The following is a 13,686-nucleotide window of genomic DNA, read 5'->3' as shown; positions in this document are numbered from 1 at the left end:
ACGAAGGGCCGGCGAACATCCCCGGTGACCCGCGCACCACCCGGCCCCCGTGCTCCCATGCAGTTCTGGTGCGCGTGCACACCCGCTGTACCGCGGGTGATGTGTTTGCTGCGGATTGCCATTGCCGCGAGGTTCTCGACCAGTCCATGCGCATGATTGCCGAGGAGGGTTGCGGCGCCATCCTCTATCTCCACAACACGTCACGCGGCTTCGAGATCGACAAGGCGCCTGCTGTTACCGCTCCTTTTGTGCAAAGCGGCACGGCACTTTCTGACGGCGGTTCGGCCACAACCGCCGACACCCTGCTGCTGCACCAGCAACTGCGCAGCCGGGAGGGGTCGCAGGCCCGCACCGGGCGCATCCTCCGTGCTATCGGCCTCGGCGGCCAGATTCTCTCCGACCTCGGCATCCAGCGTATTCGCCTGCTGTCGAACACGCCCATGCACATCCCCGCGTTGGAAGGCTTTGGCCTCGAGATCGTTGAGCAGGTTCCGATTCCGGTGGAAGAGTGTATACGCGCACTGTAACAGGGAGAGCCAGAGTCTAGGGTCCTTGCTCGAAACGATCGCCACGGCGCTGTCCGGGATGGTCGGCAGCCAGAAGGCAGCTCTTCAGTCTTCCGTTCTCGTACAACTCGACCGGAACATCGCGGTGAACGATTGCCTGGACGATGCCGCCATGCGCGCAGGGAACCCCTTGCACAAGTTGATCCTTCGCGAGGAAGCAGGACTTGAATTTGCCGCTGGGGTAGAACATGGCGGTGGCTCCTTCTGAAGGTCCCAAGGGTCCTCCGCCACTGCAGTTCAACCCAAGCACAAGCGTGTTGTGGGCCATCATGGCGTAATTCGGGTGGCCGTCGGGCAACAAGTGGATGATGGAGCCTGCGGGTACTTTCACCTCTCCGAAAATGGTTTCCTGCGAAACCGTGCATCTTTGCAAGCGGCCGCCCGTGTAGAACCACGCATAGGTTTTGGCGCACTGATAACCCTGGATGACTTCGTTCCGGTCCAGTTTTCTTCGCGACGTCTGGTCTGGAGCATTGGACTGGGCGGAGCACACAACTCCGATTGCAATTGAGGCAAGAATCACCGTCGTCCTCATCGTGATCTCCGCGACGCATTTTACGCCCGCACCGGTTTGCAGTCTGTGAGACGGCTATGCGGCGGGATCGGTCTGATGGCTCTGCCCTCCTCTGTCGCTTTCGGGGGCCGTGCATGAAAATCACAGGGCGATCATCGTTGTCTGAATTGCGGCTCCGTGTAACGCATTTCAGCTTCCACGATGTACGATTCTCACGCGGGGAAATTGAAGTGTGGATGACACTCGAAACTCAACCCCCGGTCGAACACGAGGATCGGACATGATGAATTCGCACCGCACCGGACTTTGTCATTTTCTGTTGCTTTCCGCAGCAATCCTATTGCCTGCGACTATCTCCGCGCAGGAGAAGCCCGCCGTCAAACTCGACCCCTCTGTAATGCCAAAGCTTGGCACGGTGGACCCGCGCTATCTCTCCTATAACATCGAGATGGTTGAAGTGACCGGCGGCAGGTTCTGGAAGCCCTACAATTCTCCTCCTCCAACCGATGCCGAAAAGCAAAAAGCACAGAGTAATCCGAACCAGCAGGTCGGCATCAGCCCAACCATGTTTCAATATCGCCCGCCCATCGAGCTCGCCAATGCCCGTCTTCGCAAGCTGGCTGCAGCGCTGGGGCCCTCCTATGTCAGGGTCAGCGGAACATGGGCGAACAGTACGTATTTTCAGGACAACGATAATCCCGCAGCCGCCGAGGCGCCCGCGGGCTTCAAAACAGTGCTCACGCGTGCGGAGTGGAAAGGCGTGATCGATTTCGCTCGCGCCGCGAATGCGCAAATTGTCACCTCCGTTGCCATCAGCGATGGAACAAGAAATCATGAGAGCGTCTGGACACCCGATCAGGCAAAGGAGTTTTTCGCTTACACAAAGCGCGCCGGAGGTGTCATCGCAGCCTCTGAGTTCATGAATGAGCCAACCTTTCCAAATCCAGGCGGTGCTCCGAAGGACTACGACGCAGCCGCATTTGCTCGCGACGCAAAACTCTTCGAGACATTCCTGCGGAAAGAGTCGCCCAAGACTGTGTTTCTTGGCCCCGGCGGTGTTGGAGAAGGTATCTCCCTCGGACCGCCAGGGATGAAGATGACGTTGCTTCCAACGGAGGACCTGCTCAAAGCTACCGGGCCGATATTCGATGCATTTTCCTATCACTTCTACGGCGCGGTTTCACGACGCTGCGGCGGAAAACTGACCATCGATCAGGCGCTCTCGGCTGATTGGCTCGATCGCACGGATACGGTCGAAGCATTTTACGCAACACTCCGCGACCGCTATCTTCCCGGAAAGCCGATGTGGCTCAACGAAACCGCCGAAGCAGCCTGCGGAGGCGACCCCTTCGCCGGTCAGTTCGTCGACACATTCCGCTTTCTCAACCAGCTTGGCACGCTGGCGCAGAAGGGCGTTCAAGTCGTCATGCACAACACGCTCGCGGCCAGCGATTACAGCCTCCTCACCAGCGATACTTTCCAACCCAAGCCCGACTTCTGGGCGGCTGTGCTCTGGAAACAGACGATGGGCACCACGGTACTGAATCCGCTTGCGCCTTCCGACCCGGCGCTCAGAATCTACGCACACTGCGCGAAGGATTCGATAGATGAAATCACGCTGCTTGTGCTCAATACCGACAAGAATGAGAAACGCAGGATTGTGCTTCCTTCCGCCGCTGAACGGTATACTCTCACCGCCGATGCACTTGATAGCACGTCGGTCTCTCTGAACGGCACCGCTCTGAAGGCAGCGCCAGATGGGTCGCTACCGCCGATCAGCGGCCAACCTGTCAATGCTGGACCCTTCACACTCGACCCGCTGAGCATAACGTTCTTCACCATGTCCGCGCGGAACAAGAGTTGCCATGGAATGATGTAGAGACCAGGATAGTCCCGGAAAGATGCCGGTCCTCTAACATTCAATACAATTAGGTCCATCGTGATTGTCAACCTGGCCAGGCGCGCGCATGACCATAACTGGGAACTCGATCCCATTACCCGGTCCCTGCTCGATACGGACTTTTACAAATTGCTCATGCTTCAGTTCATCTGGAAGCATTTTCCGAAGACGCGCGCCACTTTCACTGTAATCAATCGCTCGCATGAGGTGCCGCTCGGCGACATTGTGGATATACGCGAATTGCGTGAACAACTGGAAGCAACGCGTAAACTGCGCTTCCATAAATCAGAACTGATCTGGCTTGCCGGCAACACGTTCTACGGACGCCGTGGCATCTTCGAGCCGGCATTCCTTCAGTGGCTCGATCGCGATTTTCGTCTTTCGGACTTCGATCTTTCCATTCATGAAGGCCAGATATCGCTTCGCTTCGACGGCCTCTGGACCGATACAACGATGTGGGAGATCTACTGTCTATCGGCGATCGATGAGCTCAAAACCCGCGCGAGTCTCAAGAAGCTCTCCGAACTGGAACTGGATATTCTGTACGCGCGCGCGAAAACACGCCTGTGGGAGAAAATGGCACGCCTTCGCGGCGTGCCCGATCTCAACGTCAGCGACTTTGGCACCCGCCGCCGCCACAGCTTCCTGTGGCAGGAGTATGTGGTGAAAGCCATGAGCGACGTGCTTGGCGCGAATTTCATCGGTAGCTCGAACACCTACATGGCATATACGCACGACCTGGAGGCCATCGGTACGAATGCGCACGAATTGCCGATGGCGATGGCCGCTCTTGCCAATAGTGATGAGGAGTTGAAGCACGCGCAGTACCGCATGCTTGAACTTTGGCAACAGACTTACCAGGGCGAATTGCTTATCCTGCTGCCGGACACATTCGGCACTACGCAATTTCTTGATAACGCTCCGGACTGGGTGGCGAACTGGACCGGCCAGCGCATGGACAGCAAGGATCCCTACCTTGCGGGCGATGAATATATCGCGTGGCTCCATCAGCACGGCCGTGATCCGAGATCCAAGCGGCTGATTGCATCAGACGGGCTCGACGTCGATCTCATTCTTTCCCTGCATGCACACTTTGGCGGGACAATTCTTAGTGATTCGTCACCGGCGGACTTTCGCAGCGCCGGCGATTTTCTCGACAGGAAGAAATGGAAGCCGGAACCCCGGATCCGCTTCAGCGCCGGTTGGGGAACGTACCTCACCAACGATTTTCGGAACTGCAATCCTCGCAATGATGACGGCTTCAATCCGGTCAGCCTGGTCTGCAAGCTTAGCGAAGTTGATGGCCGGCCCGCGGTCAAGCTCTCAGACAATTACCAGAAGGCGATGGGGCCTCCGGCTGAAATCGAGCGTTATCGGCGGATTTTTGGAACCGCCGGAGTTGAAAATGTTCCGGTCACTGTTTGAATATTTCAGAGGCGAATTGTCAGCAAAAAATGTACGATGAAACGATCTCAGTAAGGAGAGGTGGCTTTGAAGAAATTTCTGGTGATTGCAGCAGCGGTGGCCTTTGTGGTGATGGGACGCCCGGTCGCGAATGCTCAGGACCTGGGTATCAGTGGAAAATGGCACTTCGTTCTGGAGACCCCCGGTGGCGACCGCGAAGTTGACGCCGATTTCACCGTAGATGGCGACGGAAATGTTACGGGAAAATGGGGCAATTCCGACGTTGCGGGGACCTACAAAGAAGGGAAACTCGCTCTCGATTTCCAGTTCACTTCGGAAGAGGTGGGAGCCACCGCCTCAATGAAGATTGACGGCAAGCTGGACGATACCGCGGCTCTCGCGGGCGACTGGGCATTTTCCGAGTACAACGGAACGTACAAAGCGATGCGCCCGGCGGCGCCTGGACCTGCGGCTGCGCCTGCTCCTGCGGCTGCGCCAGTTCCAGCTTCGGATGCGAAGCCGAATGCGCCCGCCGATCCCCATTGAGGCGGTATCCCGATTTTCACGACGCGGCCCTGTTCTCAAAGGACAGGGCCTGCGTTTTGGTTAGAACAACCGATGTTTCGGCTTTAGGGGCACAATTGCCTGGTTTTGTTCCTCTAAGGCGAAAACCGGCCGTCTCTCTCGGGGCCGGTGGCTTTGTCTTGTGGATACTGCTTTCTTTTCAATGGTTAGCGAGTCTATGATGGATGAGTGAGCACGCGCTTATTTAGGGGGCACACTTTTGGCGCGACCAAAGAGCGATAGCAAGCGGAAGGCGATCCTCGAGGCGTCGATGGACTTGTTCGCGGCACGAGGCATCGGACACACACCGACCTCGGCAATTTCGGCAGCCGCAGGTATAGCGGAAGGAACGCTGTTTACCTATTTCAAGACCAAGGATGAGCTCCTGAACGAGCTCTATCGTGAGCTGCGCAAGGAGATGGACCAGGAGATGGGGGATTACCCGTTCGCTGCGGACGCCTATATCCGGCTTCGCTACGTCTGGGACCGTTATCTAAGCCTGGCAATGAGGTTTCCGAAGCGTCTGAAAGTGCTACAGCAGTTGCGTGCTTCCGGCCGGTTGCTCAAAGATGCTGAAGCACCCAACACGGCGATCATGGAGCTGCTACACACCACCAAGGAAGCTGCCAAAACAGGTGGTTTTCACGCGGCATCGGCCGAGCTTCTTGTGCTTCTGTTCCGCGCCCAGGCGGAAGCGACAGTTGAGTTTATTGGGGCGCATCGAGACCTTGAGGTGGAGAGCCGGGAACTGGGGTTCACGCTGATCTGGCGGGGTCTCACCGGGGCCTGATTTATCTGCATTTAATGAGTGAGTGGTCATTTATTACTCTCCAATGCAAGATCTTTAGGAGAATTAGAAGTCGTGCAAGAATCAAGCGGTTCGCAACACCGGGTTGCGGCCATCATCCCCTCTGACATCGGGAAATTGGCAATTGTTACATCTTCCACAAGTGGAATCGGTTTCGAGACCGCGCTCGCGCTGGCCCGGGCCGGGGCGGACGTCATTGTTACAGGACGAGATTCAGGTGACGGGCATGAGGCTCTGGCCAAAATCAGGCCATTGGCGCCGCAAGCCCTGGTGCGTTTCGAAAAGCTGGACCTGGAGAGCCAGGCGTCGGTGGCTAGTTTCGCGATTCGACTGGCCAAGGCCGGCAGGCCGATTGATCTACTGATCAATAACGCGTGCACGCTGGCATTGCTGAAGCGGGAAGTGACAGCAGACGGATTTGAACTGCACCTGGCGACCAACTTTCTGAGCCACTTTGCACTTACGGCGCGTTTGCTACCTCTTTTGCGGGCCAGCAAGCAGCCGAGGGTGGTACAGCTCACCAGCACCGGGCGTCATCACGGAGAAATTTCACTGGATGATCTGCAGCTCGAGAGTGGGTATACACCCCTGAGGGCGTACAGCCAGTCGAAGCTAGCCATGCTTATTTTCGCCATCGAATTACAGCGGCAGAGCGATGCGCATGGATGGAGGCTGGTGGGGACCTCGGCGCAGCCTATCGGCGCGCGTGCAGCGCTGCTTGCGAATGCGACCGAAGTGACTGGATCGGTCGGTTGGTATCATCGCGCGCTGGGGGTTGTACCTCCTCAAGCGCAAGGCGGAGTGCTACAGGCTGTACTGGACATATCCGAGCAGGAAGAGCAAAAGGATCCGACAGCTGCGAGAAGCCTTGCCGATCTAATCGGGCCTACCGTTCCAGAGGCGCTGGATCTGCGCGTGCTGGATCCCGTGATGGGGCGCAAGCTGTGGGACATGGCTACTGAACTGACGCGGGTGCTGTGGCAGAGTGAATAAGTAACGACCGCTGAAGTCTATTGCGGATTTGAAGCCGGGGCCGAATCCTGCGTATCGGCAGGGGGCGGGACCGGCTTGTTCTTTGCGCGCAGATACGCGATCAGGTCAGTGACATCCTCATCCGTCACCGACTCGCGAAAGGGCGGCATTTTCTGACCGCCATTGAGAATCTGGCTGGTAATTTTATCGGGGCTCCAGGTCTTGTCTTTAGGAAGCCCAATGAGCGATGGAGCCTTTTTGGTTCCGACGCCTCCGATACCGTGGCAGTAAGTGCAGCCCTTGTCGCGGAACAGGATGGCGCCTGCTTTTTCTTCGTCGCCCTTTTTTGACGCCGAGAGTGCGGAGGGAGTTGCGAGGAGTGCAATGAGGCCAAGAAACAGGAGAGAACTGGAGGGCTTCATCCGATGGATCACATTGTTATTTTCTCATGCCGGTTTTGCTTTCGTGGTAAGCGCGCGCCTCGAGTTCCTCGATGGTGAGAGGGATGCAGCCCGGCGCGACGATGCCATATTTCACGTCGAGGAAATCACGCAGTTGGGCGGGCAGGTGAGGAACGATTTCCTGCCAGGTAATGGCCTTGCACCGTGTGCGCATGTCGGCGCCTTTGACGGCACTCATCACCTGGAACCAGGATTCGCGCAAGTCGGGTCGGCGTTCGTCGTGAACCACACAGAAGCTTGCTCGCGCGGCGTGGGCGCCCAGGACGTTGCGAATGAGCTGGTAGCTCGCGTAGCCCGACTGCCAGGGCTGTTCGGCATCGGCACGGGCTTCGATCCCGGCTTGGAATTCTCGTGCGACTTCCTCTGATCGATCGCAGGGAGGTTCCCATTCCTGCGTGAATTGTTCAACGAGCTCCACGGCTTGGCGACGGCGGCGAGTGCGCATCTGAACGCGCGGGAGCAACTCGCGATCGAAAACATCGTCGAAGTCGCGGTAGGCCTCGACGATGTGGGCTTCGCGACATTGGAAGTCCGACTCCGTGAGCTTGGCTTCGACGAGCAGGTCGCCCCAGCGCATATCGACTTCAGTGCGATCGACGCGTCCGCTGTTGAGAGGCACGCAGGCCTTCCAACCGAAGATGGGTTCAGATTCTGTATCGATGCCGATGGCACGCCTCAGCGCCGGCGAAGCTGTGACTTCGGACGCACAGAAAATATTCATCAGCAGTGCATCGGAGCTCATGCAGGAATCGAGTTCGCGCCATTTGCGTGCGGGATCGATTGGGGGGCGGGGGAGCGAGCGGCCCTGGGCATGAATCTTGTTGAATCGGCGGATCCACTCGGCGTGTGCGGAGATGGCTGCGTAGGCGGGCGGGTAGAAGTTGCCGTGGTGGCTGTCTTCTGGGGCGTAGACGACGACCGGGTTGCCACCGTAGCTTTCAACGTGGGCATGGCTGCGCGCGTAGAGCCGGTTGCGTTGGGCGAGGTCGGACCGGAGTTGGCTGGCGCGGAGGAATGCGGTCACGGAGAAGAGATCAGATGTCATGTGGTCCACTGGCTTACAGTTTTACGATTTCACGTTTCGAAGGTACTACCGCTGCCTCGTGCCGAAAATTGAGCAAACGCCGGTGGATTGGCGGAGTTTAGAGGGCTGCGCGGCAGGAGGAGAACAGGGGCGTGGTGACGAAAGGGCATGGTGCGGAATGGGGATTGCGATTGAAGAAGAAGCGGTTAGCTAATGATATTGCAGGCGATGGACTCGCGCATTATACTTACTCCACTTAACGTGGGGCGGACCTCAAGAGATTTGCCAAACCTGCAATTGAATAGAAGCGGGAGGATCAGATGTTGAAAGCATTGTGGCGCGGTTGTGTATTCGCAGGATGCCTTGGTTCGTTGGCGATTGGTGCGCACGCTCAAGCAGTTGTGCATGCATTGACGGGCACGGTGAGCGGAAGCGATGACCTTTCGAAGACGCTGATGGTATTTCAGGACAATGGCTCGGAGAGTCAGTTCAAAGACATGACGAGCGGAAAGACCCGTGTTGTGATTGATAAGAAGATCGGGCTCGATTCCGCGTCGCTTGAGGCCAACAAGAAGAAGGGCACTTATGTAATTGTCTTCTACTACGGCGACAATGACGACCGAACCGTGGTGGCCCTGAAGAACCTCGGCGCAGGTCCTTTTACCTCGGCCGAGGGAACCGTAACAAAATTCGAGGGCAAGCAACACACAATTACATTGCTGGGTAAGGAGGGGGGCGAGCAGACCTTCAAGATCAGCGAGAACACGGTGGCAGATGGATACATGGGCGCAGTGGACGGATACAAATTCCAGGCGTCGAAAGGCGACCATGTTCGGGTGGTGGGGACGACGGAAAACGGAGCTGTGATGGCTTTGTTTATGCGGGAGATGTAAGAAATAGGGAACAAGGGTGGTTGGTTTAAGGCCCGGGCCGCACGCTTTTGTCGTGCGGCTTTTGTGTTTTTGTTGGTTCATAGTCTCCGACGAATGTCTTGCACAGAATTGCGGTTCCATTGATTGCGCGAGATCGTGCTTTCCCACCCATGCCGCGATGAGGCTGCGTCATGGATGGGGCACCCCAGCTTTGTTCAGATGACACCTGTTGTTTGTGTTCGTGTTCGTGCTTTCCCACCCATGCCGCGATGAGGCTGCGTCATGGATGGGGCACCCGGCTCGAGACGCATGTTTTGTGGAGACGCGGACGAAGAGCAACTTCAGATCCCTCGGCTTCGCTCGGGATGACACCACTTATAAGTGGTGGTGTGGAGGGATTGATGGGGCAGGTTAGAGGCCGGCGCCGGGGATGTAGTGGTACTCGATTTTGGCGGGTTGCTTGACGGGATCGCCGGTCAGGTCATGAGTGTGCCAGACTACGGATTCGCTGGCGACTTCGGGATGCTTGCGCAGGAATTCGAGGGCGTATGTGCTGGCGGTTGGGTCGTCTTTCTGGTCGGCGAATTTGGCTGACTCGATGGCGGCCTTTTGTTTTTCGCCGAGGCGGCGGTAAAGAATTGCAAGCTGGTAGTGCGCGGCCAAGTCGTCAGGATCGATGTCCTGAAGTTTCTCGTATTCGGCGCGAGCGGCGGGATAGTCGTGCGCCTGGTAGTAGGAGAAGCCGAGTTCGCGGAGGCCATCTTTGGCTAGCGGATATTTGGCGAGCATGGCCTGAAGATCGGTGATGGCTTCCTGGATCTGGCCGGCGTTGCGTTCGACGATGGCGCGATAGTAGAGAGCGCGGGGATCGCCGGGCAGAAGGAGGAGAGCCTTGGCGAGATGAGGCTTGGCGTCGTTGTAACGCTCCCATGAGATTTCTACTACTGCCATGTTGGTGTAGGCGTCGGCGTAGTCGGGGCGCAGGGCGGCGACGCGTTCGAAAGCGTGGACGGAGGCTTCGTACTGGAAGGCATCGAGGAGAGCGATGCCGTAGTTGTTCCAGCGCATCCACTCTGGATTGGGCTGCGCGGCCGGCGAGCGTTCTTGAGATTCCATCGAGGCGGGGACGTTGTCGCCGATTTTCAGAGTACGGGTGTCTGATGCAACTTCAAGCACGGGCTGGGAGAAGTGCTTACCGGTGGGCTGGTCCATTGCGTAGTCAATGAAGTGCTGATCGAAGCGGCGGTATCTCACGGTCGCGGTGATCGTGACGGCGCCTGAGATGACTTTGGGCAGGCGGAAACGATAGCGGACTAACTGCGAGCGGCCGGACTGGATGGTGTTGTTGTAGGCCTGTACGCGGTTGTGCCAGATCTCGTGGAGCCCATTGAGCTCACCCTTGATGTTGATGAGCCTGTTGGTGAAAGAGTGCGCGGACGGATCGAGGTTGCCGTCTGGTTGGATGAAACCCGACTCGGTGAGGACTTTGCCCGTGGCGTTTTTAACAGTGAAGTCGACCCAGGACTCGTAGAAGTCTCGCTGCTCCGGCACGTAGGAGTGGCCTATGCCTTTGTTCTGAATGACAACGTCGGCGATGAGGGTTTCGCCCGGGGAGAGCGAGAAGCTGGTCAGGCCCAGGGGTGCGATCTGGGTGGTGCTGGCTGCGTCGTCGTTTGAGGATGCGGATTCTTTTTCGAGGGCGAAGATATCGACGTTGAGGACGCCTTTGCCGTCAATGCCCCCTTTAAGAAAGTCGACGAGTTTCTGAGACTGCTCGTCGAACTTGTAATAGGCGGGGTTGAGACTGTTGCCGCCAAGCCAGCGATGCGATACGAGGGTGCCGTCCTTGGCACCGGCGTCTTGTGCGTTGGCGGCGAGAGGCTGGCGCGGCATGTGGCAGGTCTGGCAGGTGGAGACGGTGTCTTTGCGGTAGAAGGGAAGGGGCGACTGTTTGGTGAAGCTGGCACCCTGCCACTCGTCGTAGACGGTGAAGGCTCGCTGGAACTTGTAGTCATCGAGCGAGCGGGTGATGGCGGCCTTGTGGCAGGCGGCGCAGAACTCGGCGGTCTTGTAGAGCGGGCGCATCACGGCCTGCTTGTGGCGATCGAGATGGCTGAGGATTTCGGAGTCGGAAACAGGTCGCGTGACGGGCGCGCCTTTATCGTCGACCAGCACGGCGGGGATTCCCATGACGTAACTGCCGGTGCCGGTGGTGTCAGTGGACTGGATGGCGTGGCAGACGGAACATGTGATGCCTTCGTCCTCGAAGGGGCGCTTCTTAGGCATGCCCTGGGAGAGGTCCCCGGAGAAGAGCGCGATGGGGTTATGACAGCCTTCGCAGTGGCGGGAGAACTGCACTCCCTTTTCGGCGATGAGCATGTTGACGTTCTTCAGATACCAGGGCTGCCGAAAGCTGTTGGAGTGAACGGACTGGCGCCACTGGTGGTAGGCCTCCTGATGGCAGTGGCCGCAGTATTCGGCGTTGAGTACGTTGCGCGGATTGAGGAATTGGCCGTTGGCGGTCATGGCGTTTGAGGGGAGGAAGGGGGATTCCTTGCCGAAGGCGTAGTTGTAGCGGAGGGCGACGGAGTCGTGGAATTGCGTGGTGGGCCCGGTCACGTGGATGTCAGCGGTGTAGGCGGCGGGAGGCAGATCGGGCACAGAGGGCGGGGGAGCCGGAACAGGATTAGAGGATGCGGGATCGGTGGCTGCGCGGCCAACAAAAGTGCCCGTAAGGGGCAGGGCGAAGAGTAGTGCACATAATGCCCAGCGACGCGGCGAGAATTTGAACATCTCGGAACGGACTCCCGGAATCAACGGCTTGAACTCCACGCAGGCAACGAGAGGAAGCTGCGGGGGACAGTTGAAACGTATCAGGGATGGGGGTTGGGATGTCTACCACCGAAAGGTGGAGTGCTGGTGACAGACAGCGGAGAAACCATCGCTGGCCAAAAGCAGGTCCTTCACTTCGCCTACCGCGCGGACAGTTTCTGTCTATGGGCACCGGGCATTGTTCAGATGACACCTGTTGTTTGTGCTGGTGTTCGTGCTTTCCCACCCATGTCGCGATGAAACTGCGTCGTGGATGGGGCACCGGGCTTTCTAGGGATGCGATCGAAAGGCAAGAGTCATGGGAAGATCCGTTGTGGTTGAAGTCTGGGCATCACAGTTGCAGCGAGCGGTTCACAGAGTGGGATGAACGGGCGGAAATCGGGCTTGGATGGGGTGATGGGGCGCACATCCACTTAGCCAAATCGGGGCTGAAACTGTTACGGTTAATGAGTAAGATCACATAGTCCTAGATGGCCTCCAGTCCTTATTTCTCTCTCGCAGTTTTGTTTGTAGCCGCGCTCGGGTTCGGGCTGGCTCCGCTAGGGCTTGCCTGGCTGTGGCAGAGAGTGTTTTCGCCTGCGAAACCAAATGTGATCAAGAATGCGATTTACGAGTGCGGGCTGGAAGCGAGGGGCGATGCGTGGGTGCAATTCCGCTCGGCCTACTATCTTTACGCGATCATGTTTCTGATTTTTGATGTGGAAGCTGTGTTTTTGCTGCCCTTTGCGGTGGCGTTTACGGGATTGGGCGTGGCGGCGTGTTTGTCAATGATGGTGTTTGTGCTGCTGCTGATTGAGGGATTGGCCTGGGCCTGGGCCAAGGGTGTGTTGACGTGGGCGTGAGGCCGCTTTGCGGCCAGCTTCGAGCTACTAGCTTCTAGCGGCTAGCTCTTTCGTGCTGGTACGTGGTTTGCAGTGAAGCTAAAGATGCCAGATGTCGGACAGGTTGGTTTGGAATTCACCGGAAGCGGTGCTGGCGACTTGATCGGCACTTTCGGAGCTAGAGGCTAGAAGCTAGCAGCTCGTGGCTTGTTGGAGCGGAGCGATTCATGGCGGTCGATGAAAAGCTGAAGATCGAACTCGGTAAGCAGGGCATCGTGGTCACGACTATCCAGGAGCTCTACAACTGGGGACGGCGGAGTTCGGTCTGGCCGATGCAGTTCGGACTGGCGTGCTGCGCGATCGAGATGATTGCGACGACAATGGCTCGCTATGACATGGCGCGATTCGGTTCGGAGGTTTTCAGACCGTCGCCACGGCAGGCGGACCTGATGATTATCTCGGGTACGGTTACGAAGAAGATGGCACCGCAGGTTGTCAGGCTCTATAACCAGATGGCCGAGCCGCGGTATGTGATCGCAATGGGGGCGTGCGCGATTTCGGGTGGGCCCTTCAAACAGGGGTACAACGTGCTGAAGGGGATCGATCGCTATATTCCGGTGGACGTGCACATTCCGGGGTGCCCGCCGAGGCCGGAGGCTCTGATCCAGGCGTTGATGACGTTGCAGAAGAAGATTGACGAACAGCCTCTGACGGGCGAGGGAAGACCGCGGCATCTGGATGCAGAGGCGCAAGGGGAATTTCCTGTGCCGGAGTTCGGTGAGCACGATCTGGAACCCGCGTCGAACAAAGGCGTGTGGACGGTGCCGACGATTATTAAGTAGCAGGGAACTGGGAACAGAACAGGGGAACTAGGGACTGAGGGCATTCGGAACGGGAGTTGTGTTGAAGACGGTTGAGGAAATCAAGGCGGCGATTGAAGCGGCGGTT

13 protein-coding genes are annotated in these 13,686 nt (G+C 57.8%); 9 read left to right on the top strand and 4 right to left on the bottom strand.

The window, feature by feature from the left end:
* Window positions 1–527, top strand: a 527-nt coding sequence (locus WA354_RS25235) for a GTP cyclohydrolase II (protein WP_472815794.1), incomplete at its 5' end; no start/stop codon positions are given.
* 16 nt (window positions 528–543) lie between these two features.
* On the opposite strand, the gene WA354_RS25230 is transcribed toward WA354_RS25235, so the two are convergent.
* The gene (locus WA354_RS25230) at window positions 544–1,101 is read right to left on the bottom strand and encodes a hypothetical protein (RefSeq protein ID WP_472815793.1); all 558 of its coding nucleotides are present in this window, start codon (window positions 1,099–1,101) and stop codon (window positions 544–546) included.
* A 259-nt stretch (window positions 1,102–1,360) separates the two neighbouring features.
* On the opposite strand from WA354_RS25230, the gene WA354_RS25225 reads away from it, so the two are divergent.
* From WA354_RS25225 to WA354_RS25205, 5 genes are all read left to right on the top strand, one after another.
* On the top strand, window positions 1,361–2,959 hold the full coding sequence (locus tag WA354_RS25225; protein WP_472815792.1) for a hypothetical protein: 1,599 nt from the start codon (window positions 1,361–1,363) through the stop codon (window positions 2,957–2,959).
* Window positions 2,960–3,019: 60 nt separating this feature from the next.
* Window positions 3,020–4,405 (top strand): nicotinate phosphoribosyltransferase, encoded by a 1,386-nt coding sequence (locus WA354_RS25220; protein WP_472815791.1) that lies wholly within the window; start codon window positions 3,020–3,022, stop codon window positions 4,403–4,405.
* 66 nt (window positions 4,406–4,471) lie between these two features.
* A complete protein-coding gene (locus WA354_RS25215) occupies window positions 4,472–4,930 on the top strand; it encodes a hypothetical protein (protein WP_472815790.1) in 459 nt (152 codons plus the stop codon).
* 238 nt (window positions 4,931–5,168) lie between these two features.
* A complete protein-coding gene (locus WA354_RS25210; RefSeq protein WP_472815789.1) occupies window positions 5,169–5,738 on the top strand; it encodes a TetR/AcrR family transcriptional regulator in 570 nt (189 codons plus the stop codon).
* 72 nt (window positions 5,739–5,810) lie between these two features.
* Window positions 5,811–6,749, top strand: a complete 939-nt coding sequence (locus WA354_RS25205; protein ID WP_472815788.1) for an SDR family NAD(P)-dependent oxidoreductase — start codon at window positions 5,811–5,813, stop codon at window positions 6,747–6,749.
* Between the two features lie 17 nt (window positions 6,750–6,766).
* On the opposite strand, the gene WA354_RS25200 is transcribed toward WA354_RS25205, so the two are convergent.
* Window positions 6,767–7,150 carry a c-type cytochrome gene (locus WA354_RS25200; protein WP_472815787.1) on the bottom strand — a complete coding sequence of 128 codons (384 nt, stop codon included), beginning with the start codon at window positions 7,148–7,150 and terminating at the stop codon, window positions 6,767–6,769.
* Between the two features lie 16 nt (window positions 7,151–7,166).
* Complete coding sequence (locus tag WA354_RS25195; protein ID WP_472815786.1) at window positions 7,167–8,234, bottom strand: PGN_0703 family putative restriction endonuclease; 1,068 nt, start codon at window positions 8,232–8,234, stop codon at window positions 7,167–7,169.
* Window positions 8,235–8,533: 299 nt separating this feature from the next.
* Here WA354_RS25195 and WA354_RS25190 point away from each other — a divergent pair, with 299 nt between their 5' ends.
* Complete coding sequence (locus WA354_RS25190; protein WP_472815785.1) at window positions 8,534–9,106, top strand: hypothetical protein; 573 nt, start codon at window positions 8,534–8,536, stop codon at window positions 9,104–9,106.
* Window positions 9,107–9,496: 390 nt separating this feature from the next.
* Here WA354_RS25190 and WA354_RS25185 read toward each other — a convergent pair whose 3' ends face one another.
* The gene (locus WA354_RS25185; protein ID WP_472815784.1) at window positions 9,497–11,878 is read right to left on the bottom strand and encodes a tetratricopeptide repeat protein; all 2,382 of its coding nucleotides are present in this window, start codon (window positions 11,876–11,878) and stop codon (window positions 9,497–9,499) included.
* A 509-nt stretch (window positions 11,879–12,387) separates the two neighbouring features.
* Between WA354_RS25185 and WA354_RS25180 the strand changes: the two genes are divergently transcribed.
* Together WA354_RS25180 and WA354_RS25175 are read left to right on the top strand one after the other, a co-directional pair.
* Complete coding sequence (locus tag WA354_RS25180; RefSeq protein WP_472815783.1) at window positions 12,388–12,759, top strand: NADH-quinone oxidoreductase subunit A; 372 nt, start codon at window positions 12,388–12,390, stop codon at window positions 12,757–12,759.
* Window positions 12,760–12,965: 206 nt separating this feature from the next.
* Entirely contained in the window at window positions 12,966–13,580 is a 615-nt protein-coding gene (locus WA354_RS25175; protein WP_472815782.1) for an NADH-quinone oxidoreductase subunit B, read from the top strand.
* The last annotated feature ends 106 nt before the right edge of the window (window positions 13,581–13,686 follow it).

Origin of the sequence: Occallatibacter sp., assembly GCF_049802275.1 — a bacterium.
GTDB lineage: Bacteria > Acidobacteriota > Terriglobia > Terriglobales > Acidobacteriaceae > Telmatobacter.
This window is presented reverse-complemented; position numbering and strand designations above follow the sequence as displayed.